The sequence below is a fragment of the Pseudarthrobacter sp. CCNWLW217 genome (assembly GCF_037203985.1).
Lineage (GTDB): Bacteria > Actinomycetota > Actinomycetes > Actinomycetales > Micrococcaceae > Arthrobacter.
In genome coordinates, this window is the sequence record NZ_JBBCBT010000021.1 from 51,608 (window position 1) to 77,691 (window position 26,084).

General features: G+C 65.9%; 22 protein-coding genes. 10 read left to right on the forward strand and 12 right to left on the reverse strand.

From position 1 onward, the window contains the following. Positions 1-3 precede the first annotated feature (3 nt). The 6 genes from V9L18_RS19785 to V9L18_RS19810 all read right to left on the reverse strand — a co-directional run bounded on the left by V9L18_RS19785 (position 4) and on the right by V9L18_RS19810 (position 7,275). Positions 4-1,113, reverse strand: coding sequence for a serine hydrolase domain-containing protein (locus V9L18_RS19785; RefSeq protein ID WP_337348860.1), 1,110 nt, complete (start codon positions 1,111-1,113; stop codon positions 4-6). Positions 1,114-1,289: 176 nt separating this feature from the next. Further along, entirely contained in the window at positions 1,290-1,760 is a 471-nt protein-coding gene (locus tag V9L18_RS19790; RefSeq protein WP_337348861.1) for a hypothetical protein, read from the reverse strand. A 319-nt stretch (positions 1,761-2,079) separates the two neighbouring features. Beyond that, positions 2,080-2,892 (reverse strand): bifunctional allantoicase/(S)-ureidoglycine aminohydrolase, encoded by an 813-nt coding sequence (locus tag V9L18_RS19795; RefSeq protein WP_337348862.1) that lies wholly within the window; start codon positions 2,890-2,892, stop codon positions 2,080-2,082. A 14-nt stretch (positions 2,893-2,906) separates the two neighbouring features. Beyond that, positions 2,907-4,184: a DUF6986 family protein gene (locus tag V9L18_RS19800; protein WP_337348863.1), complete on the reverse strand. Its 1,278-nt coding sequence runs from the start codon at positions 4,182-4,184 to the stop codon at positions 2,907-2,909. A 3-nt stretch (positions 4,185-4,187) separates the two neighbouring features. Continuing rightward, positions 4,188-5,786 carry a malate synthase A gene (aceB, locus tag V9L18_RS19805; RefSeq protein ID WP_337348864.1) on the reverse strand — a complete coding sequence of 533 codons (1,599 nt, stop codon included), beginning with the start codon at positions 5,784-5,786 and terminating at the stop codon, positions 4,188-4,190. A 25-nt stretch (positions 5,787-5,811) separates the two neighbouring features. Next, positions 5,812-7,275 (reverse strand): NAD-dependent malic enzyme, encoded by a 1,464-nt coding sequence (locus tag V9L18_RS19810; RefSeq protein WP_337348865.1) that lies wholly within the window; start codon positions 7,273-7,275, stop codon positions 5,812-5,814. A gap of 208 nt (positions 7,276-7,483) precedes the next feature. Between V9L18_RS19810 and V9L18_RS19815 the strand changes: the two genes are divergently transcribed. Continuing rightward, positions 7,484-8,239 (forward strand): IclR family transcriptional regulator, encoded by a 756-nt coding sequence (locus V9L18_RS19815; RefSeq protein WP_337348866.1) that lies wholly within the window; start codon positions 7,484-7,486, stop codon positions 8,237-8,239. 146 nt (positions 8,240-8,385) lie between these two features. Further along, on the forward strand, positions 8,386-8,622 hold the full coding sequence (locus tag V9L18_RS19820; protein WP_197497113.1) for an SCO4226 family nickel-binding protein: 237 nt from the start codon (positions 8,386-8,388) through the stop codon (positions 8,620-8,622). Positions 8,623-8,680: 58 nt separating this feature from the next. Here the strand turns inward: V9L18_RS19820 and V9L18_RS19825 are convergent, their stop codons facing one another. Beyond that, positions 8,681-10,180 carry a nucleobase:cation symporter-2 family protein gene (locus V9L18_RS19825; protein WP_337348867.1) on the reverse strand — a complete coding sequence of 500 codons (1,500 nt, stop codon included), beginning with the start codon at positions 10,178-10,180 and terminating at the stop codon, positions 8,681-8,683. A gap of 178 nt (positions 10,181-10,358) precedes the next feature. Beyond that, positions 10,359-11,267: a factor-independent urate hydroxylase gene (gene pucL, locus V9L18_RS19830; protein WP_337348868.1), complete on the reverse strand. Its 909-nt coding sequence runs from the start codon at positions 11,265-11,267 to the stop codon at positions 10,359-10,361. 360 nt (positions 11,268-11,627) lie between these two features. Here pucL and V9L18_RS19835 point away from each other — a divergent pair, with 360 nt between their 5' ends. Next, positions 11,628-11,819, forward strand: a complete 192-nt coding sequence (locus V9L18_RS19835) for a hypothetical protein (RefSeq protein ID WP_337348869.1) — start codon at positions 11,628-11,630, stop codon at positions 11,817-11,819. Between the two features lie 123 nt (positions 11,820-11,942). Here the strand turns inward: V9L18_RS19835 and ligD are convergent, their stop codons facing one another. Beyond that, complete coding sequence (gene ligD / locus V9L18_RS19840; protein ID WP_337348870.1) at positions 11,943-13,187, reverse strand: non-homologous end-joining DNA ligase; 1,245 nt, start codon at positions 13,185-13,187, stop codon at positions 11,943-11,945. Between the two features lie 64 nt (positions 13,188-13,251). Then, positions 13,252-14,622: an 8-oxoguanine deaminase gene (locus tag V9L18_RS19845; RefSeq protein ID WP_337348871.1), complete on the reverse strand. Its 1,371-nt coding sequence runs from the start codon at positions 14,620-14,622 to the stop codon at positions 13,252-13,254. A 408-nt stretch (positions 14,623-15,030) separates the two neighbouring features. Here V9L18_RS19845 and V9L18_RS19850 point away from each other — a divergent pair, with 408 nt between their 5' ends. The 7 genes from V9L18_RS19850 (at position 15,031) to V9L18_RS19880 (ending at position 23,824) form a co-directional block, all read left to right on the forward strand. Further along, positions 15,031-15,525 (forward strand): nucleoside deaminase, encoded by a 495-nt coding sequence (locus V9L18_RS19850; RefSeq protein ID WP_337348872.1) that lies wholly within the window; start codon positions 15,031-15,033, stop codon positions 15,523-15,525. 15 nt (positions 15,526-15,540) lie between these two features. After that, on the forward strand, positions 15,541-17,043 hold the full coding sequence (locus V9L18_RS19855; RefSeq protein ID WP_337348873.1) for an NCS2 family permease: 1,503 nt from the start codon (positions 15,541-15,543) through the stop codon (positions 17,041-17,043). 113 nt (positions 17,044-17,156) lie between these two features. Further along, complete coding sequence (locus V9L18_RS19860) at positions 17,157-18,401, forward strand: XdhC family protein (RefSeq protein WP_337348874.1); 1,245 nt, start codon at positions 17,157-17,159, stop codon at positions 18,399-18,401. Further along, on the forward strand, positions 18,392-19,345 hold the full coding sequence (locus tag V9L18_RS19865) for an FAD binding domain-containing protein (RefSeq protein WP_337348875.1): 954 nt from the start codon (positions 18,392-18,394) through the stop codon (positions 19,343-19,345). The genes V9L18_RS19860 and V9L18_RS19865 overlap by 10 nt, the downstream gene beginning before the upstream one ends. 2 nt (positions 19,346-19,347) lie before the next feature. Further along, positions 19,348-22,185, forward strand: coding sequence for a molybdopterin-dependent oxidoreductase (locus tag V9L18_RS19870; RefSeq protein ID WP_337348876.1), 2,838 nt, complete (start codon positions 19,348-19,350; stop codon positions 22,183-22,185). Between the two features lie 7 nt (positions 22,186-22,192). Next, positions 22,193-23,173, forward strand: coding sequence for an aldo/keto reductase (locus tag V9L18_RS19875; protein WP_337348877.1), 981 nt, complete (start codon positions 22,193-22,195; stop codon positions 23,171-23,173). A gap of 3 nt (positions 23,174-23,176) precedes the next feature. Continuing rightward, positions 23,177-23,824: a uracil-DNA glycosylase gene (locus tag V9L18_RS19880; RefSeq protein ID WP_337348878.1), complete on the forward strand. Its 648-nt coding sequence runs from the start codon at positions 23,177-23,179 to the stop codon at positions 23,822-23,824. Here the strand turns inward: V9L18_RS19880 and nboR are convergent. Continuing rightward, positions 23,821-24,447: a nicotine blue oxidoreductase gene (gene nboR, locus V9L18_RS19885; RefSeq protein WP_337348879.1), complete on the reverse strand. Its 627-nt coding sequence runs from the start codon at positions 24,445-24,447 to the stop codon at positions 23,821-23,823. The two genes, V9L18_RS19880 and nboR, sit on opposite strands and share 4 nt — an antisense overlap. An 80-nt stretch (positions 24,448-24,527) precedes the next feature. Further along, a partial coding sequence (locus V9L18_RS19890; protein WP_443197978.1) for a transketolase-like TK C-terminal-containing protein occupies positions 24,528-26,084 on the reverse strand: 1,557 nt, incomplete at its 5' end.

A 26,084-nucleotide genomic window follows, 5' to 3' on the forward strand; every position in this document is an offset into this window, starting at 1 on the left:
GGTTCAGCAGAGGGAGTTCAGCACCTGTTCGGCCAGGGCCTGCAGCTCTTCAATCAGCGGATTGACCGACACAGTGGGTGGTTCCGGCGGGTAGGCCACGGCAATGGTGAGCTGCCGGGAACCGTCTTCGCTCGTCATGGAAACTGTTCCATAGCCGTCGATGTCGCCGGTATGGCCGTGGTACAGCCGGTTGATGCAGGTGTCGTTCCATTTGAAGAGGCCGAAGCCATAAAAATCGCTGTCCTGCCGCAGCATCTCGGTCCGGCTCTCGCTGCTCACGAGCCTGCCCTGCAGCAGGGCCGCGTAAAAGGCGTTGACCTCCGACACCGTGGATACTGCGCCGCCGGCGGCCAGTTCTGATAGCCAGGCCGGCCGGGTCACGTCCAGGCGCTCGCCGTTGATAGTGATGTAGCCATGGACCATGGTGGCCGGTTCGTCTCCGGGCCGGGGGAGGCTTGTCGACTTAAGCCCCAAGGGTCTGGCAATGTCCTCATCCAACACCGAGCTGATGCTTTTGCCACGGAGCCGCTGGACCATCAGGCCGAGCGCTGCGTAATTTGAACTGGAGTATTCGAAGCTCTGTGCGAGCTTGCGTTCCCAGGGAACCGTGGCAGCGAATGCCAATTGCTGTTCCAGGCTGAGTGGCCTGTTCATGAGATCCTGCAGCGGTCCTGAGGCCAGCAGCGGAAAGAAAAATTCGGGCATCCCGGATTCGTGGATCAGGAGTTGGCGTACCGTCACGGGGCCGGGCGGATGGAGGACACTTCCGAACTCCGGGAGGTAGGTGCTGACCTGTTCGTCCAGGTCCACTTTGCCTTCCTCCACCAGCTTCATGACCGAGACGGCAACCATGGACTTGGTGATGCTCCCCACCCTGTACGCGTCTGAGACCGTGGCGGCTTCGCGGGTTTCCAGGTTTCGGACGCCGGCCGCGTGGTTCCACGTCTCGCCGCCGTGCTTCGCTTCGATGAGTACGGCGGGGGCGCCGTCCTCGATCATCCGTCGGCTGAACTCCTCCAAGGCTGCATAGCGTCCCGGTGTTTCCCTGCGATCAGGAGGAGGGGGTTCGCCTGTGCACGCGCCGAAGGCGAGGACCATCATCGCTGCGGTCATCGCAGCAGCGATTCTTCTTACTGTGCGATTGAGCCTGGTTCCGTTCATGCTGGGCAGACCTTTCGGGCCGGCGCTGCGGCGCGGAACCGCAACGCCGGTACCTCAATGCTCCTCGCCGGCCGCAGGCGGGGCAAGGCCGCCTGAAGCCTGCACCGGCCTTCCGCTGCGTTGCAGGCCTAGCAGCCAGGATCCGGCAGGTCTATCCTCCTGGCACCCACGTCGCTGGCGGGAACGATCTGGGTGATCGAAAGCACGGCCGGCGTCGTGTCGCTGGGGTTGCTCACGAAGTGGGGTCCGACCTCGGTGAATGTATCGCCAACGTTGAAGGTCTGGGCGGGTTCGCAACCCAACCGGCGCTGGACTTGGCCTGACTTGACTGTGGCAATCACGATTCCGGGGTGCGCATGCCATCCCGAATAGCCCAATGGGTTGTACGTCAGCTCGAAATCGACGACCGCGACATCACCCTTTGTCTTGAATTCGATGCCGTCCGCTTCGGTCTTCTGCGGTCCGTCCAGCGTGCCGATGACAAGCGGCGTGGACGGTGCCGAGCCTGATCCCGGAGTGGCGGTTGCGATGCTGCTTGTTGCCAAGGTGCCAACCGCAACGAAGGTTGCGGCGGCAAGAGTGGTCTTCTTCCACTTCATGGTGGGTACCTCTTCACCTGCAGGCGGGCTGTGCCGGCCTGGTTTCAATTTAGGTGCGGTGTACGATCGCCCAGCTTTAGTGACCCGCGCCACGGAATACCTTCTTCCGGACGAGCAGCGCCAGCAGCGGGGTAGGCCACAAGGGCCGGTTCCCTCGGCGGTGTGGGCAGCGCCCCGGGGCTGGCTAGTAAAGATATTGGCCGTGCCGGGTGTGGAAGTCAATGCCACGAGTCCCCCCTTTTAACCCAACTAGGTAGCAGCAGATGCTGTTTTGAGCCCTCAAAACGACATCTACTGCTACCTAGTTGGGACAGGGTGGCTAGGTCAGGCGGACCTGGCGGTTCATGTCCTTGTACAGCAAGTAACGGAACTCGCCCGGACCACCCGCGTAACAGGCCTGCGGGCAGAAGGCGCGCAGCCACATGAAGTCGCCCGCCTCCACCTCCACCCAGTCGTTGTTGAGCAGGTACATGGCCTTGCCCTCCAGGACATACAGGCCATGCTCCATGACGTGGGTTTCCGGGAACGGGATCACACCGCCGGGCTGGAAGGTGACGATGTTGACCTGCATGTCGTGGGCGAGGTCGCTGGAGTCCGTGAAGCGGGTGGTCTTCCAGGCGCCGTCCGTGTCAGGCATCGGAGTTGGCTCCACGTTCTTCTCGTTGGTCACGAAGGACTTGGCTTCGTAACCCTCAAGTCGCTCGTACGCCTTCCGGATCCAGTGGAAGGAGACGATGTCGTCCGAGACATTCTCCACGCCCCACTCCGAACCGGCCGCAAGGTACGCATAACCGCCCTCTTCGAGCGGATGCAGCTCGCCGTCCAGGGTCAGGTTGACCTTGCCCTTGGTGACGAAGATGACGCCTTCGACGCCGGCCTCGAACTCGGCTTTAGGGGCACCGCCGCCCGGGCCGATCTCCACGATCAGCTGCGAGAACGTGGTAGCGAAGCCTGAGATGGGACGGGCGATGATCCAGGACCGCGTTTTGGAGAACCCCGGCAGGTTGGAGGTGACGATGTCGGTCATGACGCCCTTGGGAATGACCGTGTAAGCCTCCGTGACGATGGCCCGTTCCGTGGTGAGGTGGGTCTGCGGCGGCAGGCCGCCCTGTGGGTAGTAGTACTTGCCCATGTGAATGCTCCTAATCAGTGGGAAGTTGGTTGTGCCAGCCGCGGGTGCGCCAGTGCCGTCAGCTGGGAAAGTCCGACGCCGGCCAGCGCCTGGACTTCATCGCTACCAACGGCGCCGCACTGCACGCCGCGCAGGACGAATGCGGCCAGCGCACGGGCGGTGGCGGGTTCATCCATGACCCCGCCTTCCGTGCGTTCGACGTAGTTGCGCAGGCGCGCGGCGGCGGCAGGGAGGCCCTGCCGGTAGAACGCATAGGTAGCGGCAAAGCGGCTGGGCAACTGCGCCGGGTGCAGGTCCCAGCCCTGGTAGTACCCGCGTTCCAGCGACCGCCGGACCAGCCGGCCGTGCAGCTGCCAGGCGTGCAGGACGTTGTCGCCCACCGGGATGATATTGGTGGAACCGTCGGAGAGGCGTATGCCCGTCCCGGCCACGGCCAGCTGCATGACTTCCTTGGCGAAGTCCGCCACGGGGTGCTCCATGGACTGGTACTCGGCCGAAATCTGCAGCGATGCAGAGTAGTCGTACGTGCCGTAGTGCAGGCCGCTGATCCGGCCAGGGACCGCGTGCGGCAGCTGCGCCACAGGGGAGGTTCCCTCAGGGCCGAGGATCAGCTGCGGGGTTTCAACCTGGACCTCGAACCGCAGCCGGCCGGCCGGCAACCCATGGACTTCCTCCAGCCGCGAGACGGCGTAATCCATGGCCTGCACCTGCGCAACGGTGGTGACCTTGGGCAGTGTCAGGATGAGTCCTGCGGGCAGTTCGCCTGCCGCCGCCAGCCCGGACATGAACAGGTCGAGGGTGCGCAGGCCGCGGGCCCGGGTGGGAGCCTCGAAGCATTTGAACCGTATCCCGATGAACGGGGGCGCAGACCCAGCCGCGACGGCGGTGGCCACGGCGGCGGCCGCAGCAACAGCGGCGGCGTCCTCGGCGTCGTCGCCCCTGTCCCCGAAGCCGTCCTCGAAGTCGAGGCGGAGGTCCTCGATCGGTTCGCTGTCCAGTTTCGCCTGGACCCGGGACGCGACTGCCCCGGCGAGGTCGGCCTCCTGGCCCAGCAGCCGGCCAAGACGTTCCAGCCCGCCGTGGGCTGCCGTCGTCGCCAGGGCCTGGGAGCCCCAGTCAGCGGCGAACGACGGCGTGAACCGGTCAGCAGGGACGTAGACCGTGTGCACGGGCTGGCGAGAGCCGTCGTCGCCCGGGTAGTTGCGGTCCAGCAGCCGGTCGGTGGCGGCCAGCTGGGTGTCGATGTGGGCGGTGTCCGCCGCGGAGAGCGACGGCGTGGGGGAAACCGCCATGCCTCAGCCCACCAGTTCGTAGGCCGGGGTGGTGAGGAAGTCCGTGTAGTCCTCGGAGAGGCAGATGTCCGCGATCAGGTTGCTGGCCGGCTTGTAGTAGAGGCGGAAGGCTTCGTCGCCGAACTCGGTGCGGAGCCGTTCGGTTTCCTCGCCCAGGATCCGCTCCACCAGCTCCCGGGTGACAGTGTTTCCGGTGTCGGCCAGGACGGACTTGTTGCGGATCTGCTGCCACACCTGCGAGCGGGAGATCTCAGCTGTGGCGGCGTCCTCCATGAGGTTGTGGATGGCCACCGCGCCGTTGCCGGACAGCCATACAGCGGTGTAGGCGACGGCGACATACAGGTTCAGGCGCAGCCCGGCCTCGGTGACCTGGCCGTCAGCAGAGGCAATGTCCAGCAGCTGGTCTGCAGTAACTGAGACTTCGGGGCGCTGCTTGTCCAGCTGGTTGGGCTTATCGCCGAGCACGGCGTCGAACACCTCGCGGCAGGTGGGGACCAGGTCCGGGTGGGCCACCCACGAACCGTCGAAACCGTCGTTGGCCTCACGGGTCTTGTCAGCCCGGACCTTGGCGAAGGCTGCCTCGGTGACCTCGGGGTGCCGGCGGTTGGGGATGACGGCGGCCATCCCGCCCATCGCGAAGGCGCCCCGCTTGTGGCAGGTCTTGACCAGCAGCTCGGTGTAGGCGCGCATAAACGGAGCCGTCATGACCACCGAGGCGCGGTCCGGAAGCACAAATTCCTCGCCGGCGTCGCGGAAGTACTTGATGATGCTGAACAGGTAGTCCCATCGGCCGGCGTTCAGGCCCGAGGCGTGATCGCGCAGTTCGTAGAGGATCTCATCCATCTCGAAGGCAGCCGGGATGGTCTCGATCAGCACGGTGGCGCGAATGGTTCCCTGGCCGAGGCCAAGGAAGTCCTGGGCGAAGACAAAGACCTCGTTCCAGAGCCGGGCCTCAAGGTGGCTTTCCATCTTGGGCAGGTAGTAGTACGGGCCGTGGCCGTTGAGGACCAGCTGCTTGGCCACGTGGAAGAAGTGCAGGCCGAAGTCCACGAGCGCACCAACGGCAGGTTCGCCGTCGATCAGCAGGTGCTTTTCGGGCATGTGCCAGCCGCGCGGACGGGCCACTACAACGGCCAGGGGCGCGTCGGTGCGGAGCGTGTATTCCTTGCCTTCGGCCGAGGTGTAGCTCAGGGTTCCCTGGGCGGCATCGCGGAGGTTCAGGATGGAGTCGATCACGTTGCCCCAGGTGGGCGTGCTGGCATCCTCGAGGTCCGCCAGCCACACCTTGGCGCCGGAATTCAGGGCGTTGATGGCCATTTTGGCCGGCGAGGCCGGTCCGGTCATTTCAACCCGGCGGTCCTGCAGTGCTGCCGGAGCCTCCGCAACCTTCCAGTCGCCGTCGCGCACGTCCTGGGTTTCCGGCAGGAAGTCCAGCTTGCCTGTCTCTGCGACCCGCTGGCGCTTGGCGCCCCGGGCGGCAAGCAGCTCGTTGCGGGTTCCGGCGAAGCGCTTGTGCAGCTCTTCGATGAACGCCAGGGCCTTGGGGGTGAGGATCTCCTCCGCGCGTTCGATCGGCCGGGGGTCTGTGACTGTGATGGCCATTTCTGGTCCTTTCGTTGGCTGCGAATCAGGCGTTGGCGAAGGCGGCTTGGGTTTCAGCTGAAACCTTTGCCGCATCCGGAGCTGTACTGGCTGCTGCGGTTGCCGCCGCGGCGTGCGCTGCTTGTGATACTGCACTAGCGACGTCTGCGGCGACATGGGGATCGAAGACGCTGGGGATAATGTAACTGGCATTCAGTTCATCATCAGCCACCCGGTTGGCGATAGCCTCTGCGGCGGCCACCAGCATTTCCGGGGTGATGTCCGACGCTCCGGCGTCCAGGAGTCCGCGGAAGAACCCGGGGAACGCCAGGACATTGTTGATCTGGTTGGGGAAGTCGCTGCGGCCGGTGGCCACCACGGCGGCGTACTTGGACGCGATGGCCGGATCGATTTCCGGCGTCGGATTGGCCATGGCGAAAACGATCGCCTTATCGGCCATGGACGCAACCTGCTCCTCGCCGATGACGTGCGGGGCGCTGACGCCGATGAACACGTCCGCTCCCGCCAGGGCCTCGTGCAGGGTGCCAGAGAAGCCATCCTCGTTGGTGTTCGCGGCGATCCAGGCGCGGTGTTCGTCGTCGTACCTTTCGCCCGAGTGGATGGCGCCGGAGCGGCCTGCGGCGATGATGTGCCTGGCGCCCTGTGCCTTCAGCAGCTGGATGATCGCCGAGCCGGCGGCACCGACGCCCGAGACCACAATCTTCACTTCTGCAAGCTTCTTGCCCACTACGCGCAGGGCGTTGACCAGGGCGGCCAGCGTGACGATGGCCGTTCCGTGCTGGTCGTCGTGGAAGACCGGAATGTCCAGTTCCTCGCGGAGGCGGTTCTCGATCTCGAAGCAGCGCGGAGCCGCAATGTCCTCCAGGTTGATGCCGCCGTAGACGGGGGCCATGGCCTTGGCAATCATGATGATTTCCTCGGTGTCCTGGGTGTCCAGGCACACCGGCCAGGCGTCCACGTTGGCGAACTGCTTGAACAGGGCGGCCTTGCCCTCCATGACCGGGAGGGCGGCGGCGGGGCCGATGTTGCCCAGGCCGAGGACCGCGGAGCCGTCGGTGAGGACGGCGATCGTGTTCCGCTTGACGGTGAGGTTGCGGGCTGCGGCCGGGTCCTCGGCGATGGCCAGGCAGACGCGGGCGACGCCGGGAGTGTAGGCGCGGGAGAGGTCGTCACGGTTGCGCAGGGCTACCTTGGGGACAACCTCGAGCTTGCCGCCCAGGTGCATCAGGAAGGTTCGGTCAGAGACGTGCTGGACCGTGACGCCGTCGAGGGCGTTCAGTGCGTCCTTGACGCGGTTGGCGTGTTCATCGTCGGTGGTGTTGCAGGTGACGTCAACAACGAGCGTCTCGTGGTGGGACTCGGTGACGTCCAAGGCGGTGATGGCTGCGCCGGCCGCTCCGACGGCTGCGGCCAGTTCGCTGGTCGCGGAGAAGCTGGACGGTGCTTCCACGCGCAGGGTGATCGAATTTCCGGGGCTCGGGTTCGCCATTGAATGTCCTCCTGGTAGGCCCGTCGCCGGGCTCGGTGCTGATCTAAAGATTTCGTATTATGGATATTATTATCTACTTTGTGGAATTACAAGCCTATGAGGTTCGTCGACTCGGGTCCAGCCGTGATGTATCTTGGGACATCTAGGGCAATTCTTTTCACGATGCGGATAAGAGTTGTCGGAAATCGAGTCCTCAGGAGACTGGTACATGGCTGAAAAAGCCTCTGGAGGCGTGCAGTCCGTAGAGCGCGTCTTCGAACTCTTGGAACTGATCACGGATGCCGGCGGAGAAGTGACGCTCAGCGAACTCTCGTCCTCCACTGATTTGCCGCTTCCCACGATTCACAGGCTGCTGCGCACCCTGGTCACGCTGGGGTATATCCGCCAGCTGCCTAACCGCCGGTATGCCCTGGGCCCACGGCTCATCCGGCTTGGCGAAGGCGCCAATAAGCAGTTGGGCGCCGTGGCCCGGCCGCAGCTGAAGACCCTGGTGGACCGGCTGGGGGAGACCTCCAACATGGCTGTCCTCGATTCGGACATGGTCATTTACGTCGCCCAGGTGCCGTCCCTGCATTCCATGCGCATGTTCACCGAGGTGGGTCGCCGGGCCCACACGCATGACACCGGCGTGGGCAAGGCGATCCTGGCCCAGCTCGACGACGACGTTGTCCGCGGCATAGTGGCCCGCACGGGGATGCCCACTCCCACCTCGAAGAGCATCGGCGACATCGAGTCCCTGCTGGCGGACCTGGGCAAAATCCGGGAACGCGGCTACTCCATCGATGAGGAAGAGCAGGAGCTTGGCGTGCGCTGCTTTGCCATGGCCGTGCCTAATGCTCCCACCCCCACAGCCATCTCCGTGTCCGGGCCGGTATCCCGCGTGGACGCGTCCTTCGGCGAGCGGGCGGTGCCCATGCTGCGCGAGGCGGCCCAGGCAATTTCGGACGAGTTCAACCGCAACTGACCCCACCCCCTACGGGCGCGTCAACGTACAGGTGAGGCCTCGGAGGAAGGGTATTTCCGGAGCCGTTGACCGGGTTCAGGGGTGGGCGTAGCATCAGCCCCATCCCATAGGATTTGGACCCGGCGGAGGCTATCATGGCGCAATTTATGGACGTTCATCACAACATGGTGGGAATCACTGCGGAGCAACTGCGGGAAGCCCATAACGCGGACCTGGCAATCCAGGACGACGAGCATGTTGACTTCAAGCAGGCGTGGGCGGATCCGGAATCGGGCCTGGTCTATTGCCTGTCCGAAGCCCCTTCAGCGGATGCGGTCAGGATTATCCACGAACGCTCCGGCCATCCTGCGGATGAAATTCATCCTGTACCGCTGGCCGTCTGAGGGCGCCCACCCCGTTGAAACCCCCGGCACCTGAGGTGCCGGGGGTTTCTCCTGCCAGCTAGTGGTCAGACTTTGACGACGATTCCACCGGGACTTCCTTGCCGTCGCAGTCGATCAGCTTGCCGCCTTCGTAACGGTCGCCGTCGGCCAAGCACTTGAGATCCTCCTCGCGGACCACGCGTCCCGTGCCCGCGACAAAGACCGACTGGTTTTCCGAGTTGCCGGCCTTGAGGTGGTTGAAGAGCAGGTTCAGCAGAATGGCCATCACGGCGGCGGAGCTGATGCCGGAGTGGAAGATCGTGCCGAACCAGGACGGGAACTGGTCGTAGAAGGCCGGTGCGGCGATGGGAATCATGCCGAAGCCGATGGACGCCGCCACGATGATCAGGTTCATGTTGTTCCGGTACTCCACTTTGGACAGGGTGCGGATGCCGCTCGCGGCCACTGTTCCGAAGAGTACGACGCCGGCCCCGCCCAGGACGGGTGTGGGCACCGCTGCGACCACCCGGCCCAGTACGGGCAGCAGGCCGAGAATCACCAGGATGATGCCGCCGGCGGTGACCACGAAGCGGCTCTTGATGCCGGTGATGGCTACCAGGCCAACGTTCTGGGCAAAGGCGCTCTGCGTGAACGAGCCAAAGAGCGGCGAGATGGCGCTGGAGAGCATATCGGCCCGCAGGCCGTCGCCGATGCGCCGGGAATCAACCTTGGTGCCCACGATCTCGCCGACGGCGATGATGTCAGCCGAAGTCTCGGTCAGCGTCACCAGGATGACGATGAGCATGGAGATGATGGCCGCGATATGGAACGTCGGCGGGCCGAAGGCGAACGGTGTGGGAAACGCGACGATCTCGCCCTGTCCCACCTTGGAGAAATCTGCCATGCCGGTAACAAACGCGATGACCGTTCCGATGATCATGGCCAGCAGGATGGAGAGCCGCGAGATGGTGGCGCTGCCCACCTTGCTGAGCAGCAGCACAATGGCCATGGTGGCGGCGGCGAGGCCGATGTTCGCCATGCTGCCGTAGTTCGGTGCCTTGCTGTTGCCGCCCATCGCCCAGTTGGCGGCGACCGGCATCAGCGTCAGGCCGATGGTGGTGATGACTGTTCCGGTGACCACTGGTGGGAAGAACCGAATAATCTTGGAGAACAACGGGGTGATGGCCAGGCCGATCAGCGAGGCCACGATCACCGAGCCGAAGACTGACTGGATGCCCCCGCCGCCGTGGACGATCGCCACCATGGTGGAGACACCGGCAAATGAGACGCCCTGGACGAGCGGCAGCTTTGAGCCGAAGAACGGGATGCCGACGGTCTGCAGGACGGTGGCGAGGCCGCCCACGAAGAGGCACGCGGCAATGAGCAGGCCGATGTCCTGGGAGGACATGCCGGCCGCGGCGCCAATGATCAATGGCGGGGCGATGATGCCGCCGTACATGGTGAGGACATGCTGGAAGCCGTAGGCGAAGCTGCTGCCAATGGAGAGGCGCTGGTCTTCGGGGCGGTCAGAGGGCTTGCGGGCGGATTTGGCGGCCAGGCTTGGTTTTTTGAAGTTCACGGCAGACTTTCTGGTTCATGGCAGACGTCTTTGTCTGGCTAACGTGGTCTGGCTATAAATGTGGGGCTTAGGAGTGCCCCGCCCTGGAGTTCTTGTCCATAAAGGTGGGAGTCCGGAAGGCGCTTTAAGTGGACAGAATCTCCGGGGGCGGGGCTGATGTGGATGGTGTTCGCGGGGCCTAGCAGAAACCGGCGATGCCGGACCAGGCGATGTCCGCCGGGGTGGCGTCGTCGCGCTGGACGGTGGCCTCGATCAGGCCGTAGGGGCGGTCGGCGGCGAAGAAGACCTCGTTGGGGTTGTCGAGGCCGAACGGCGAGAGGTCCACCAGGAAGTGATGCTTGTTGGGCATGGAGAACTTGATCTCATCGATCTCGCTGTGGGCTTGAAGGACCTTGGTGCCCATATCGAACAGGGTCTGCTGCAGGGCGTGGGAATACTTCTCCGTGAAGCCTTCGAGCAGGAGGCCCTTGACGTCCTCGTAGCTCTTGTTGAAGTCCAGGGCGCTGAAGTCAGTTCCGGTCTTGAAGCGCCAGCGGGCGGAAACGTCGGTGGCCAGGATGCGGTCCGTGGTTTCAGGGAGCGTGGTGTATTTGTCCTTGGGGTAGCCCACGAAGCCGGACTGCGTGGACTTCAGGACGGTAAGGTCCTTGAGCCCTGAGATCAGGTGGGTTGCGGCGCCGTCGCGGACCAGGACGGCGGTGCGGACTTCCTGGCCGTTGCGCACGAAGGAATGGTCGTGTTCGCTGCCGTGGGCCTGAATCCGGTCCCAGCTGTAGGACTCGGCTTCCCAGCGGCCGCCGGTGACCCAGTCGAAGCTGGAGGTGAAGTGCTCTCCGAGGCGCAGGAGGAAGGCTTCGGGGGAGCCAACGCCTTGACGGGCAAAGGCGTAAATCGTGTTCTTCTGGGTGTCGGTTGCCACCACGTGGGCGTTGTCGCCTTCCCGGTGGGCGGCCTCGAAGTCGCCGCGCAACTGCGAGGTGACGTTCAGGTCTTCGATCTCGTGGCGGTCGGTGTCGCGGGTGATCTTGACGACCCGGACTTCGGCCTTTCCGTACTGGTTGTGGCCGAGGATGATGTTGCTGCTCATGGTCTGATTCCCAACTTCAGGTATGTGGGACAAAGTTCCACATAGAAATTAAGCGCGCGTTTCCCACGCGTTTCTAGTACCGTCGGCCCAACAAAAAATGAGCCGACATCAATTGATGCCAGCTCATTACGACCCTGCCTGCTGCTCCCAGGTTACGTGACTTGCGCCACGAGTTGGTTTCCAGAATAGCCCAGCAGTGCGGTGGTGTACATCACAATCTGAAAAATCAGTTTGTGACTGACGGCCTGCGAGGCCGTTGACGAACCCTGCGCCTGGAGCCTAAGCTATTTCACATAGCAGAAGTTACTTTCCACTTTGCGGAAGTTATGCAAACCCGCCAACCCCTCGGAGGAGGATCAGATGTACCAGCAGGACACGCCGGTTGCACCGGCACACACGGCGGCACCCTCAGTTCAGGAGTTCTACCTCCCCCTCGGAGGCGGAACGGATCCGGACTTCTATCTGCCGGCAGACCGTGAGCATGTTCAGGGCCGGTTCTCACGCTGGGTCCACGCCCTTCCGGGCTTCGGCGCGCGTTCCCAACGCCGCTGACGACTCGAATGTTCACTGAGGACACGGAAATGGCCTGGCGACACCCGAATTCGGGTGTCGCCAGGCCATTTCCGTGTCCTCAAGTATTTGGTGTGTCGCCAGGCCGAGTGTGCGTCGCCGGTGTCAGGAAGCAGGCCGCCCGGGCCATTCCTTGCCGGCCCAGGGGTCGTAGTCAGCGATGAGTTCCTCCTGCGGCGGACGCTTGGCTTCGGGCACGTGCTGCAGGTTCACCCGCACCCGGTACCAGAGCGAACTTGATCCGCGCATGCCGTCAACGAGCACGTCGGCGGGATGAAGTTCGGGTACGACGTCGGTATGCCGGCTCTTCCACTCATCCAGCGCCGCGAGCGCCCCGGGTTTGGTCTTGGTGCGGGCCACCTCGATGAGCGGCATCACCGACTGCCGGCGGCCCGAGCCGTCGCCGCCGCGCGGTGGCTTCTCGGCGGGCCCGAGCTCCTTCGCCAGCGCGAGGAGGCTCTCGAGTGAGCCGACCGCGTCGTCGATGCCTTCATGTGGATCGCCCTTTTCTGCGAAGCGTTCGGGCACGGTCAGTACCGTGAACTGTTCCGGCCGGGCGGAGCGGACCTCGTCCCAGGTGAGCGGCGTGGAGACCCTGGCGTCGGGCAGCGGCCGGATTGAGTATGCCGATGCCACGGTGCGGTCCTTGGCATTCTGGTTGAAGTCCACGAAGACGCTCTCGCCGCGCTCCTCCTTCCACCACCGCGCGGTGGCCAGGCCCGGCGCGCGGTTCTCCACCTCCCGGGCGAGGGTCTCGGCTGCGAGCCGCACGTCGCGGTAGGACCACTTGGGTGCGATGCGTACCAGGATGTGCAGCCCTCGGGACCCGCTCGTCTTGGGCCACCCAGCCAGTCCCATATCGACGAGCACCTCCCGCGCCACATACGCAACGTCGACGATCTGGGACCAGTCGACGCCGGGCATTGGATCCAGGTCCACGCGGAGCTCGTCGGGATGCTCAAGGTCCTCGGCGCGCACGGGGTGCGGGTTGAGGTCCAGGCAGCCAAGATTCACTACCCACGCCAGCCCCGCAGCATTCCGGATGACGGCTTCTTCAGCCGAGGTACCGGACGCGTACTGCAGGGTGGCTGTGTCGATGAAGTCGGGATGGTTCTCAGGCACGCGTTTCTGGAAGAACGCCTCGGCGTCGATGCCCTTCGGAAAGCGCTTGAGCACCATGGGCCTGCCGCCGGCACCGCGCAGAGCGCCGTCGGCAACGGCGAGGTAGTAGCGCACGAGGTCGAGCTTCGTCAGCCCGGGCTCGGGGAACACTACCTTGTCCGGACTCGAGATCCGGACCTCGGCACCATCAATGTCAAGGATTTCGGCCGGAGTCTTCGACGGGCTCATGCCGCCACGCTAGCAACGATCGGATGTCGCAGCCAGAGCGGGCAGGTACCGAAGTGCCCAGGGCCTAGCCGTTTACCAGCCTCCGGGCTGCGGCGGAGTGCTCCGCGATGAGCCCTGCGATGTCCAGTCCCGGAATCTGCCCGTCCACCACGCGCCATTGGCCACCCACCATCACCCGGTCTGCCCGGTCCGCCGCGCACAGCAGAAGTGCGGCGATGGGATCGTGGCTGCCCGAGAAGCGAAGATCGTCCAGCCGGAACAGGGCCAGGTCTGCCTGCATCCCGGGTGCCAGCTGCCCCAGTCCGTCCCGGCCCAGGACGGCCGCGGAGCCGCGCGTTGCCCACGCAAGCGCGCGCTCCACGGGGACGTCTGCCCCGTAGCGGAGCCGCTGCAGGTACAGCGCCTGCCGGGCTTCGAGGATCATATTGGAGGCATCGTTCGACGCCGACCCGTCCACTCCCAGCCCCACGGGGACTCCCGCATCCTCCAGTTCCAGGACCCGCGCGGTGCCGGATGCCAGCCGCATGTTTGAGGTAGGGCAATGCGCGACGGCGGTGCCCGCGGCTCCCAGCCTGGCGATCTCGGCATCGCTGAAGTGGATGCCGTGGCCCAGCCAGGTGCGGTCGGTCAACCAGCCCACGCTGTCCAGGTAGTCGACGGTGCGCAGGCCGAACATCTCCTTGCAGAATTCCTCCTCGTCCAGGGTTTCGGCGAGGTGGGTGTGCAGCCGGACGTCCAGCCGCTCCGCCAGCAGGGCGCTTTCGGCCATGATTTCCTTGGTCACGGAGAAGGGAGAGCACGGGGCCAGCGCAATCTGGATGACGGCATCGGCGCCGCGCTCGTGGTACTGGCCGATCAGCCGTTCGCTGTCCTCCAGCACCACCTCCGGAGCCTGCACCGTGGACTGGGGCGGCAGGCCGCCGTCGTCCGTTCCCAGCGTCATGGAACCCCGGGTCAAAGTGGCCCGCATGCCCAGCCCGCGCACCACGTCCACTTCAATATCGATGGCGTGTTCCAATCCGTCCGGGAAGAGGTAGTGGTGGTCGGCTGCGGTGGTGCAGCCGGAGAGCAGGAGTTCGGCAAGTGCCACGGTGGTGGCCAGTTCCAGGTCCTTGGGAGTGAGCCGGGCCCAAACCGGATAGAGGTTCTGCAGCCAGGGGAAGAGGGGCGCATTAGCAACCGGGCCCCAAGCGCGGGTGAGGGTCTGGTAGAAGTGGTGGTGGGTGTTGATCAGGCCGGGCAGCAGGACGTGGTTGCCGGCGTCGAAGGTGTTTTGGCATGGTGCCGAGGGCTGCTGGCCCGCAGCAAGAACCTCCACGATGATGCCTTCGCTGACCACCAGGCCGCCCGAGGCGTCGAGCGCATTGGCGGTGAAGGCGGCCTGCGGATTCTTGATCCAGAGGCGGGAGGCTGGACTGTGGGGGACGAGGGTCATTGGATTCCTTTGGCTGGGAGTCAATATGGCGATGCCAGCTCAGTGAAGCCCTGTCTGCTGATCCAGGTGGCCGCGGCGGAGGGCAGCTGCGGCTGGGGATCAGCGTAGGGGCGCTGCAGGCGGCCCGTCAATGGCACCGGGCTCGCAGCTAAATGTGACTGCCGGGCGGTGACGGCCCCGTAACAAGGATTTCACATTGCGAAATTAAATTTCCAGAAAACTATGGCGCAGGCCACAGAGCGGTGCTAACCTCGATCTTGCCAAAGGCGGGCACCCGGACTGTCGGGAAGCTATCTACCAGGCGCAACTTAACCTTCACAGCACATGCTGAAGCCTGGTAACCGTCGCACCTGGTTCTACTGGTCCTGCAAGCGGCAACAGGCTTCCCGGCAATAAGGAAGTCGCATCATGAGTACCACCGTCACGGCCGAACAGTATTTGGCCCGATCCATCCAGTTGGCGACAGCCAACGTCCTGAACAGCGGGGGCCCGTTCGGGGCCATGATCGTCACGGCTGATGGCCAGACGTTCGACGGCGTCAATCGCGTCACCGCCGACAACGATCCCACCGCGCACGCCGAGGTCACCGCGATCCGCACCGCCTGCAAGGAACTGGGCACGTTCGACCTCACCGGCGCCGTCCTCTACACCAGTTGCGAACCATGCCCCATGTGCCTGGCCTCCGCACTGTGGGCGCGCGTCCAGCGGGTCGTCTTCGCCGCGGACCGGCACGACGCCGCCTCCGTCGGCTTCGACGACGCAGTCTTCTACGAATACTTCGAGAACCGGGACAGGGATGTCCTGATGCCCGTGGGCAAGCTCGGGTTGGACGATCCGCAGGCACCCACGCCACTGGAGCCGTTCAACACCTGGAACACGCTCGAATCCAGGATCGACTACTAGGGCCCGGTGGCAGACATGACCATCCTGGATCATTCCCACGAGGAGCATTCGGCTCCGAAGCCCGCTCCCAGGCCCAAGCCTCCGGCGCCGGATTCATTCCTGGACCGCTTCTTCCAGATCACCGAGCGGGGCTCCACGCTGGCCCGCGAATTCCGCGGCGGCCTGGTCACCTTCTTCACCATGGCGTACATCGTGATCCTCAACCCGCTGATCTTGGGCGGGTTCGCGGCGGACAACGCTCCCACCGACGTGGCGGGCGGCTGGCTGTCTGCGGCCCAGGTGGGTGCGGTCACCGGGCTCACCGCCGGCGTCATGACCATCCTCTTCGGACTCGTCGCAAACCTCCCGTTCGGCCTGGCCGCCGGGTTGGGCATCAACTCGTTCCTGGCCGTCTCGGTCATCCAGGAAGTCACCTGGGCCGAGGCCATGGGGCTCGTGGTGATCAACGGCATCCTGATAGTCCTGTTCGGCATCACCGGAGCCCGCACAGCGATTTTCCGGGCCGTCCCCAAGGAACTCAAAGCCGCCATCACGGTGGGAATCGGCCTGTTCATCGCCTTCATCGGTTTTGTGGACTCCGGCTTCATCCGCGCCACGGCGGGCGGGCCGCCCGTGCAGTTGGGCGACGGCGGCTCCATCACCTCCATCCCCACGCTGGTCTTTGTGGTGGGCCTGCTGGCCATGGGCATCCTCGTGGCCCGCAAGGTACAGGGCGGCCTGCTGATCGGCATCGTCGCCACCACCGTGCTGGCGGCCGTCGTTGAGGCCGTGATGAAGATCGGCCCGGCCAGCGCCACGAACCCCGGCGGCTGGCACCTGAACACCCCGGTCCTCTCCGGCCAGCTCGTCTCCGCCCCGGACCTGGGCCTGGTGGGACAGTTCGATATGTTCGGCGCCTTCGGCAGGATCGGTGGGCTCGCAGCCACCATGCTGGTGTTCACCCTGGTCTTCACCAACTTCTTCGACGCGATGGGCACCATGACGGGCCTGGCGAAGAGTGCCGGAGTGGCCCACAAGGACGGCACGTTCCCGCGGCTCAAGTCCGCCTTCATCGTCGAAGGCTTCGGGGCTGTGGCGGGCGGCGCCACCTCGGGTTCTTCCAACACGGTGTACATCGACTCCGCGGCCGGGATTGGCGAAGGCGCCCGCACCGGCCTGGCATCGGTGGTCACGGGTGTGCTTTTTCTGGGCTCCATGTTCCTCACCCCCCTGACCAGCGTGGTCCCGCTCGAAGTGGCGGCTGCAGCCCTGGTGGTGGTGGGCGCGATGATGATGGCGCAGATCCGCGAGATCAAGTTCAGCAAGTTCTCCGTGGCCCTGCCGGCCTTCCTCACGATCGTCACCATGCCGCTGAGCTACTCGATCGCCAACGGCATCGGCGTGGGCTTTGTGTCCTGGGCCATCATCGGTGCGGCCTCCGGAAAAGCGAAGAAGATCCATCCGCTCATGTGGGTGGTCAGCGCCGGCTTCCTGGTGTACTTCGCCCGCGGCCCGATCAACCTGCTGCTGGGCGCCTGACCGCCCTCCGCCCAGCACATTCAACGCACAACCGCCGGACCGGTGCTTTGTCCGGCTCCCGATAGGAACGACAATATGGAAACCACCGCCACGCCGGAAGAAGGAGTGCCGCCATGCTGGACCTGATCCCTTCACTCAGTTCCTGGCCGCCCGCCCTGGCCGGCGAACGGTACGCTGTGGCCACCGTTGTGGCGGCCACCGGCTCGGTGCCGCGCCCGGTGGGAACGTCCATGCTGATCGCCGAATCCGGGGCCGTCCTGGGCAGCCTGTCCGGCGGCTGTGTGGAAGGCGCCGTGGTGGCGCTCGCCCTGGAGGCAATGCACGACGGCGGCACGCGCCAGGGGACGTTCGGCTACAGTGCCGCCGATGCTTTCGCGGCAGGGCTCACCTGCGGCGGCGAGCTGACGATCCACATCGAGGCCGCCGACTCAGGGCCTGGCACTGGGTCTGACGCGGGGTCTGGCAACAAGTTGCGGGAAACCCTCGGGCAGCTCGCCTCCCTCCCGCCGGGGGAGCCTGTGGCATTGGTCCGCCGGCTGGATGCCGGCGGCAGCGGCGCCGTGGTCATTCCGGACCCGGCCACGTTCAGCGTGGCCGGGTCTCCGGAAGTCACAGCGCTCCTGGGCCTGGACGGGGAACCTGGCCTGGACCGGACCCGCGTTGGGCAGCTTGAGTCATTCCTGTGGAGCGGATCCACTGGGGTGCTGCATCTGGCCGCGCCGGGCATCTGTGGCAGCGAACCCGTCACACTCCTGGTCGAGAGCAGGATCGCCCCGCCCCGGATGCTGGTGTTCGGCGCCAATGACTTTGGTGCGGCCCTGGTGCCGGCAGCCAAACTCCTCGGTTACCGGGTCACCCTAATAGACGCCCGTCCCGCCTTCGCTGCGCAGGCACGGTTTGCCTGCGCCGACGAGGTGGTCGCTGACTGGCCGCACCGGTATCTCGCAGCAGAAGCCGCAGCAGGCCGGCTGGACCAGCGCACAGTGGCCTGCGTGCTCACCCACGATCCCAAGTTCGACATCCCGCTGCTGGAAGCGGCGCTGGCCCTGGACCTTGCCTATGTCGGTGCCATGGGGTCGCGCCGCAGCCACCTCCAGCGCGTCGATGACCTCTTGGACGCGGGCGTGCGGCCGGAACGGATCGCGCAGTTGCACTCGCCGATCGGGCTGGACCTCGGTGCCGTGACCCCGGCCGAGGTTGCCGTGTCCGTCACCGCGGAGCTCATCGCATCCCGCAACAGGAAGTCCTCGTGCACGCCGCTGCGGGAGACCTCCGGACCCATCCACCAGCCCGCCGCCCGGGCCGCCGGGCGCCCGGCGCCCACCACCATCAGCCAGCAGGAGATCGCATGGACATGAACACCATCGAGGCGGTGGTCCGCACTACCGACCCCGCCGACTGGCGCGACGGCGATGCCTGGCTGGCCGGCGGCACCGTCCTGTTTTCCTACGGCAGCTACGCCTTCGGACCCGAACCGCTCAAGCGACTCCTGGACCTGGGTTCGGCCGGCTGGACACCCGTGACCCTCACCGACGACGGCATCGAGCTGGCCGCGACGTGCACGGTCGCGGAACTTTACGCCCTCCCGGATGCGCCGGACTTGGCCCGCCGGGGCTGGCCCGCGCTGGATCTCTTCCGGCCCTGTTGCGACTCCTTCGTGGCCTCGTTCAAGGTCTGGAACTTGTCCACGGTGGGCGGGAACGTCTGCACGGCACTTCCAGCAGGGCCTATGACATCCCTCTGCGCCGGGCTCGATGCCGTGGCCACCATCCTGGGGCCCGGCGGCACTACCCGCGCCGTCCCCGTGGCCGACTTCGTCACCGGGGACGGAACCAACTGCCTGGCACCCGGCGAGCTGCTGCGCAGTGTCCACCTCCCGGCGTCGGCCCTTGCGTCCCGGGTGGCGTTCCGCCGCCTGTCCCTGAGCAACCTGGGACGCTCCGGAGTACTGCTGATCGGAAGGCTCGACGGCGGCACGTCCCTCATCCTGACCGTCACCGCCGCCACCAAACGGCCCGTGCAGCTGCGCTTCCGGCACCTGCCGGACACGGCTGAGCTGGCCGCAGCGCTGCGTGACGCCATTCCCGAAAACCTCTACCACGACGACATCCACGGGCTGCCGGCCTGGCGGCAGGACATGACGTACCGGCTCGCGGAAGAGATCCGCGCCGAGCTTGCTTCCCCCGACGGGGCATCGGACGTGCCTGTTTCCGGCGACTTCTGGCCACCCCAGCCGGCCAGCAATCAGCTGCCGCGTACCTCGCCGCAGCCACCCGGCATCCCACAGCAGGAAGGGGCCTGAGCATGGCCATCGAAATCAACGGCACGGCGGCGTCAGCTGAGCCGCGCCCGGGGCAGTGCCTGCGGACGTACCTGCGCGAGCAGGGCAACCTGGGCGTCAAGAAGGGATGCGACGGCGGCGACTGCGGTGCCTGCACCGTGCACGTCGACGGCACTCCTGTCCACAGCTGCATCTACCCGGCCGTCCGTGCCGAGGGACACGCCGTTACCACCATTGAAGGACTCGCCGGAACGACCGGCGCCGCGGGCGGCGAACTTCATCCTGTCCAGCAGCAGTTCCTGGAACGCCAGGGCTTCCAGTGCGGCTTCTGCACCGCCGGCATGCTGATGACCGCGGCAACGTTCACCGACGAACAAAAGGACAACCTGCCCCGCAACCTCAAGGGCAACCTCTGCCGTTGCACCGGCTACCGGGCCATCGAGGACGCCGTCTGCGGGCACGCCGGGCATCCGGACCCCGCCGGACAGGGCTCCGGCATCGCGGGCGAGGGCCAGCCCGAACCGCGGCCCGGCGGGATGGGCGACGACGTCCCCGCGCCCGCCAGCCGCGCCGTGGTCACCGGCACCGCCCGCTACACCCTTGACATTCCCGCCGACCAGCTGCCCGGGCTCCTGCACCTGAAGCTGCTGCGCTCACCGCACGCCCACGCCCGCATCGTCAGCATCAACACAGAAGCGGCGCTGAAAGTACCCGGTGTGGTGGCGGTGTTCACCCACCAGGACGCGCCGGAACAGCTTTTCTCCACCGCCCAGCACGAGCTCTACACGGACGATCCGGACGACACCCGCGTGCTCGACGACGTGGTGAGGTTCCGCGGCCAGCGGGTCGCCGCCGTCGTGGCAGAATCGGTGCCCGCCGCCGAAGCGGGAGTCCGGGCGCTCGCCGTCGAGTATGACATCCTCGACGCCGTGTTCACCCTGCAGGACGCCATCCGCCCCGGGGCGCCTACTCTCCATGGGGAGAAGGACGCCCTCACGGCCCGCATTGCCCGCCCCGAACAGAACGTCGTGGCCGAACTCCACTCCGAACTGGGAATCGTGGAGCAGGGCTTCGCGGCCGCCAGCTTCATCCACGAGCAGACGTATCAGACGCAACGGGTCCAGCACGTCGCGCTCGAGACCCACGCCGCCATCGCGGAGGTGGACAGCGATGGCCGGCTGCAGGTCCGCACGTCCAGCCAGGTCCCGTTCCTGGTCCGCCGCACGCTCTGCCGGGTTTTCGGGCTGCCCGAGGAACAGGTCCACGTGGTGGCCGGCCGTGTGGGAGGCGGGTTCGGCGGCAAGCAGGAAGTGCTGACGGAGGATATCGTGGCGCTCGCGGCCCTGAAGCTGGGCCGGCCCGTCCAGCTTGAACTGACCCGGACCGAGCAGTTCACCGCCACCACCACCCGGCATCCGTTCACCATCAACCTCAAGGCCGGGGCCAGCGCCGACGGCCGGTTGACCGCCCTGAAGCTGGACGTCCTGACCAACACGGGCGCGTACGGGAACCACGGCCCGGGCGTGATGTTCCACGGCTGCGGTGAGTCCCTGGCTGTCTATAAATGCGATAACAAAAGGGTTGACGCCCAGGCGGTGTATACGAACACTGTCCCCTCCGGCGCCTTCCGCGGCTACGGCCTGAGCCAGATGATCTTCGCGATCGAATCCGCCATGGACGAGCTCGCCATCGGGATCGGGATGGATCCGCTGGAGTTCCGCCGCCGGAACATGGTGCGCGAAGGCGACGACATGCTGTCCACCCACCCCGAGCCGGAGGAGGATGTCCACTACGGCAGCTACGGCCTGGACCAGTGCACGCGCCTGGTCCGCGACGCCCTGGACCGCGGTGCGGAACGTTATCGAGCGGCGGGGCTGGACCGGCTCGGCCCGGACTGGGTGACGGGGGAGGGCACCGCGCTGTCCATGATCGACACCGTACCGCCGCGGGGCCACTTCGCCCACTCGAAGCTCCGGCTCCTGCCGGACGGAACGTACCAGGCCGACGTCGGCACCGCAGAGTTCGGTAACGGCACCACCACGGTGCACGCCCAGCTTGCAGCCACCGCGCTGTCCACAGAGGCCTCGCGGGTTGCTGTGCGGCAGTCCGACACTGACCTGATCGAGCACGACACCGGCGCGTTCGGGTCCGCCGGAACGGTGGTTGCCGGGAAGGCGACGCTCGCCGCCGCGGAGGAACTTGCCGTCCGGATCCGTGCCTTCGCCGCCGGGATCAGGCAGGTCCAGTCCTCCGGTTGCGTCCTCGACGGTGACACCGTGGTGTGCGAGGGAACCCCAGTACCGCTGGCGGAACTGGCGCACGCCGCTGCGGAAGCCGGCGTCGAACTCGCTGCCGAAGGACGCTGGGGCGGCACGCCCCGGTCCGTGGCCTTCAACGTCCATGGCTTCCGCGTGGCGGTGAACCGTGGCACGGGGGAACTGCGGATCCTGCAGAGTGTGCAGGCTGCCGACGCCGGCGTGGTGGTCAATCCCCGGCAGTGCCGGGGCCAGATCGAGGGCGGGATCGCGCAGGCGCTGGGTGCGGCACTCTACGAGGAAGTGGTGGTGGACGACGCCGGCCGCGTGACCACCGACATCCTGCGCCAGTACCACATTCCCACCTTCGCCGACGTACCCCGCAGCGAGGTGTACTTCGCCGATACCAACGACAAACTGGGCCCCTTGGGTGCGAAGTCCATGAGCGAAAGCCCGTTCAACCCGGTGGCACCTGCCCTGGCGAATGCCATCCGGAACGCTACCGGCGTGCGCTTCGCATCGCTGCCCATTGCCCGGGACAAGATCTACCTTGGCCTGAGGGACGCCGCCGCGCCCACCGTCCCTGTGCTGAAGGAGGCCATATAGTCGTGGGATGGAACAGCGCAGATTAGGCAAGACCGGACGGAACGTCTCCATCGTCGGGCTGGGTACCTGGCAGCTCGGAGCTGACTGGGGCAACGTGGACCACGGACAGGCGCAGGCCATCCTGGCCGCCTCAGCGGAAGCCGGCGTCACGTTCTTCGACACCGCCGACGTTTACGGCGACGGCAAGAGCGAGCAGGCCATTGGCGCGTTCCTCAAGGACAACCCTGGGCTGGACATCACAGTGGCCACCAAAATGGGCCGCCGCATGGACCAGCAGCCGGAGAACTACACCCTGGCCAACTTCCGCCAGTGGGTGGACCGATCCCGGAAGAACCTGGGCACGGACAGCCTGGACTTGGTCCAGCTGCACTGCCCGCCCACGCCCGTCTACAGCAACGCTGAGGTCTACGACGCCCTGGACACGCTGGTCTCCGAAGGTGCCATCCGCAACTACGGCGTCAGCGTGGAACGCACCGACGAAGCCCTCGAAGCCATCAGGCACGAAGGCACGGCGTCCGTCCAGATCATCCTCAACGCCTTCCGGCTCAAGCCGCTGGACGAGGTCCTCCCAGCTGCGAAGGCTGCGGACGTGGGCATCATCGCCAGGGTTCCGCTCGCGTCAGGCCTGCTCTCGGGCAAATACACCAAGGACACTTCGTTCGCGGAGAATGACCACCGCAACTACAACCGAACCGGCGGATCGTTTGACGTCGGGGAGACGTTCTCCGGTGTGGATTACGAGGTGGGGCTGAAGGCCGTGGCCGAGTTCGAGCAGTTGGTCCCGGACGGTGTTGGCACCGCGCAGGCGGCCATCGCCTGGATCGCCGCGCAGGACGGCGTCACCTCCGTGATTCCAGGGGCGCGCAACGCGGACCAGGCCATCGCGAACGCTGCAGCGGCCGGCGTTTCCCTCAACGGCGAATTCGACGAGGGCGTGCGCTGGATTTACGACCACTACTTCCGCGAGGCCATCCACCCCCGCTGGTAGCGCATGAGCACCCATTCCATCAGCGCCTTCGTGGAGCGGCTTTCGGCCGTGCCGTCTGGGCCGGCACGCAACAACTTCTTCGCTGCCGCCGACCCGGGAAATACGCAGCGCCGGCGGAACCTGGAGATTTATCTTCAGGAAATGCTGGACCGCGCGCCGAAGGTACTGCTCCTGGGTGAGGCGCCGGGGTTCAGGGGCATGAGGATCACCGGAGTTCCCTTCACCAACCGCACCATGTTCGAGGGGCCGGCCAACAGGTTCGGACTGTTTGGGCCGGGCAAGGGCTACGCGCTGCCGGAGGAGGCGGCCGGGGTCGCGTCCGAACCCACCGCTACGGTGATGTGGGACGTCCTCGCGGAACTGGACTTCCTTCCGCTGCTGTGGAGTTCCTGCCCGTGGCACACCCATGTGGCGGGGCGGCCGTTGTCCAACCGCACGCCGACAGCAGCCGAAGCAGACCTCGGAACTCCCTTTTGGCAATCGCTGACCGAGATTTTTCCGATCCAAACTGTGGTGGCGGTGGGCAACGTGGCGCATCGCAGCCTGCTTCGGACCGGCGTGGACGCGCCGAAGGTCAGGCATCCCGCCCATGGCGGGCGGTCCGCGTTCAAGCGCGGCTTGCAGGAACTCCTCTTCGCCGGTGGTGGCTAGCCCAGCAGGTAGAGCTGCTCCGGAGTGTCAACATCCTCGCCCGTGGACTGGTCGGTGCAGTCCACCTCGTCCACCAGCTCCGGGTGGGACTGCAGGAAGCGGCGTGCCCCGGCGTCGCCCGTTACCGTTTCGGCAACAGCCGCCCGGAGTCCGACGTCGATGAGCAGCGGATGCCCGCGGCGGACTGGAACATCGGCGCGGCCTTGACTGCCGCCGTCGCGATAGGCAGCTGCGGTGATCCGGCCCGGACGGTGGGCGGCCAGCAGGCGCCTGACGGTTCGGGGCGTGAGGCCGGGCTGGTCTACCAGGGCAACCAGCAGGTGATCCTGGTGATCCGCGGTGGCGTTGCCCAGCAGGAACGAACTGCCCATCCCGGACTGCCAGTCTTGGTTCACAACAGTCCGGTAGCGGTCCAGTTTGGCCATCGCTGAGACATCGGCAGCGCCGGCGCCGAGCACCACCACCACGTCGCGGCAGCCGCCGTCGAGCAGTGTTCCGGCGATGGATTCCACGAGCGGCCGGCCGCGGAAGGGAAGAAGGGCCTTGGGTCCCTTCCCCAGCCGCGTCCCGGCGCCGGCGGCCAGGACAACAGCGGTGGTCCTGGTCTCAGCGGTGTTCCCCATAACTTCAGACTATCCACACGACACGGCAGTTGGCGGCAATGTCCTCAACGGGCATTGCCGCCAACTTGCCATCTGGTAGGTCAGGCGTCGCCGCCCGCGCCTCCGGTGGTGCCGGCGTTGACGTCAAGGAGCTTGTAGCGGTCCGTGGCGTATTGCGGTGCGCCTTCCTCCACGTCGCCCCTCGCCGCGAGCAACTGCAGCGTCTTCACCACGATGGAATGGGTGTCGTTCTTGAAGAAGCGGCGGGCTGCTGCGCGGGTGTCGGAGAAGCCGAAGCCGTCCGCGCCGAGCGAGGCAAACTCGTTTGGCAGGAACTGGCGGATCTGGTCCGGGACGGCCTTCATGTAGTCCGAGACGGCCACGATGGGACCCTGGGCGTCGGCCAGTTGCTTCGCCACAAACGGTGTCCTGGCGGGTTCGCCGGGGTTGAGGAACGCTTCTTCCTCGGCAGCGAGGCCGTCGCGGCGCAGTTCGTTCCAGGACGTGACGGACCAGACGTCGGCGGAGACGCCCCAGTCCTCGGCCAGGAGCCGCTGGGCTTCCAGCGCCCACGGCACCGAGACACCGGAGGCCAGGATCTGGCTCTTGGGACCTTCAACGCCCGACGCCGACACACGGTAAATACCCTTCAGGACGCCTTCGACGTCGAGCTCCTCGGGTTCGGCCGGCTGGGTGATCGGTTCGTTGTAGACGGTGAGGTAATACATCAGGTTCCGGTCGGTGGCCGAACCTGCGGGTCCGCCGTCGGGATGTTCGCCGTACATCCGTTCGATGCCGTCTCGGATGATGTGGCCCATTTCGTAGCCGTAGGCGGGGTCGTAGGTGACCACGGCGGGGTTGGTGGCGGCGAGGATGGGGGAGTGGCCGTCGGCGTGCTGGAGTCCTTCGCCGGTGAGGGTGGTCCGTCCTGCGGTGGCGCCGATGATGAAGCCGCGGGTCATTTGGTCCGCTGCTGCCCAGAAGGCGTCGCCGGTGCGCTGGAAGCCGAACATGGAGTAGAACACGTAGACCGGGATCAGGGGCACGCCGTGCGTGGCATAGGCGGTCCCGGCCGCGGTGAAGGCTGCGACGGCCCCGGCTTCGTTGATGCCGGGGTGGATCAGCTGGCCCTGCGCGGATTCCTTGTAGGCCAGGACGAGGTCCCGGTCCACGGACAGGTAGTTCTGGCCGCCCGGGTTGTAGATCTTCGCCGTCGGGAAGAACGCGTCCATGCCGAAGGTCCGGGATTCGTCCGGCACGATGGGCACAATCCGGTGCCCGAACTTCTTGTCGCGGAGCAGGTCCTTCAGGAGCCGGACAAAGGCCATGGTGGTGGCGGCCTGCTGCTTGCCCGTGCCGCGCTTGGCGACGTCGAACGTCTTCGCTTCGGGCAGTTCAACGGCCTGGTGGTTCGGCCGCCTTTCGGGGACCGCGCCGCCCAGCACCCTTCTCCGCTCGAGGAGATAGGCGATCTCGGGCGCATCTGCACCGGGGTGGTAGTAGGGCGGGCTGTAAGGGTCTTCCTCCAGCCGGGCATCGGAAATGGGGATCCGGAGGTAGTCGCGGAATTCCTTGAGGTCCTCGAGGGTGAGTTTTTTCATCTGGTGGGTGGCGTTGCGGCCTTCGAAGTGGGGTCCGAGTCCGTAGCCCTTGACGGT

Excerpts from the sequence above, each read along its gene's own strand:
- V9L18_RS19855 (WP_337348873.1), top strand. The coding sequence starts at position 15,541 with ATGACCATCCTGGATCATTCCCACGAGGAGCATTCGGCTCCGAAGCCC.
- pucL (WP_337348868.1), bottom strand. The coding sequence starts at position 11,267 with ATGAGCAGCAACATCATCCTCGGCCACAACCAGTACGGAAAGGCCGAA.
- V9L18_RS19790 (WP_337348861.1), bottom strand. The coding sequence starts at position 1,760 with ATGAAGTGGAAGAAGACCACTCTTGCCGCCGCAACCTTCGTTGCGGTT.
- V9L18_RS19845 (WP_337348871.1), bottom strand. The coding sequence starts at position 14,622 with ATGACCCTCGTCCCCCACAGTCCAGCCTCCCGCCTCTGGATCAAGAAT.
- V9L18_RS19850 (WP_337348872.1), top strand. The coding sequence starts at position 15,031 with ATGAGTACCACCGTCACGGCCGAACAGTATTTGGCCCGATCCATCCAG.
- V9L18_RS19820 (WP_197497113.1), top strand. The coding sequence starts at position 8,386 with ATGGACGTTCATCACAACATGGTGGGAATCACTGCGGAGCAACTGCGG.
- V9L18_RS19835 (WP_337348869.1), top strand. The coding sequence starts at position 11,628 with ATGTACCAGCAGGACACGCCGGTTGCACCGGCACACACGGCGGCACCC.
- ligD (WP_337348870.1), bottom strand. The coding sequence starts at position 13,187 with ATGAGCCCGTCGAAGACTCCGGCCGAAATCCTTGACATTGATGGTGCC.
- V9L18_RS19810 (WP_337348865.1), bottom strand. The coding sequence starts at position 7,275 with ATGGCGAACCCGAGCCCCGGAAATTCGATCACCCTGCGCGTGGAAGCA.
- nboR (WP_337348879.1), bottom strand. The coding sequence starts at position 24,447 with ATGGGGAACACCGCTGAGACCAGGACCACCGCTGTTGTCCTGGCCGCC.
- aceB (WP_337348864.1), bottom strand. The coding sequence starts at position 5,786 with ATGGCCATCACAGTCACAGACCCCCGGCCGATCGAACGCGCGGAGGAG.
- V9L18_RS19880 (WP_337348878.1), top strand. The coding sequence starts at position 23,177 with ATGAGCACCCATTCCATCAGCGCCTTCGTGGAGCGGCTTTCGGCCGTG.
- V9L18_RS19875 (WP_337348877.1), top strand. The coding sequence starts at position 22,193 with ATGGAACAGCGCAGATTAGGCAAGACCGGACGGAACGTCTCCATCGTC.
- V9L18_RS19870 (WP_337348876.1), top strand. The coding sequence starts at position 19,348 with ATGGCCATCGAAATCAACGGCACGGCGGCGTCAGCTGAGCCGCGCCCG.
- V9L18_RS19785 (WP_337348860.1), bottom strand. The coding sequence starts at position 1,113 with ATGACCGCAGCGATGATGGTCCTCGCCTTCGGCGCGTGCACAGGCGAA.
- V9L18_RS19815 (WP_337348866.1), top strand. The coding sequence starts at position 7,484 with ATGGCTGAAAAAGCCTCTGGAGGCGTGCAGTCCGTAGAGCGCGTCTTC.
- V9L18_RS19860 (WP_337348874.1), top strand. The coding sequence starts at position 17,157 with ATGCTGGACCTGATCCCTTCACTCAGTTCCTGGCCGCCCGCCCTGGCC.
- V9L18_RS19795 (WP_337348862.1), bottom strand. The coding sequence starts at position 2,892 with ATGGGCAAGTACTACTACCCACAGGGCGGCCTGCCGCCGCAGACCCAC.
- V9L18_RS19865 (WP_337348875.1), top strand. The coding sequence starts at position 18,392 with ATGGACATGAACACCATCGAGGCGGTGGTCCGCACTACCGACCCCGCC.
- V9L18_RS19800 (WP_337348863.1), bottom strand. The coding sequence starts at position 4,184 with ATGGCGGTTTCCCCCACGCCGTCGCTCTCCGCGGCGGACACCGCCCAC.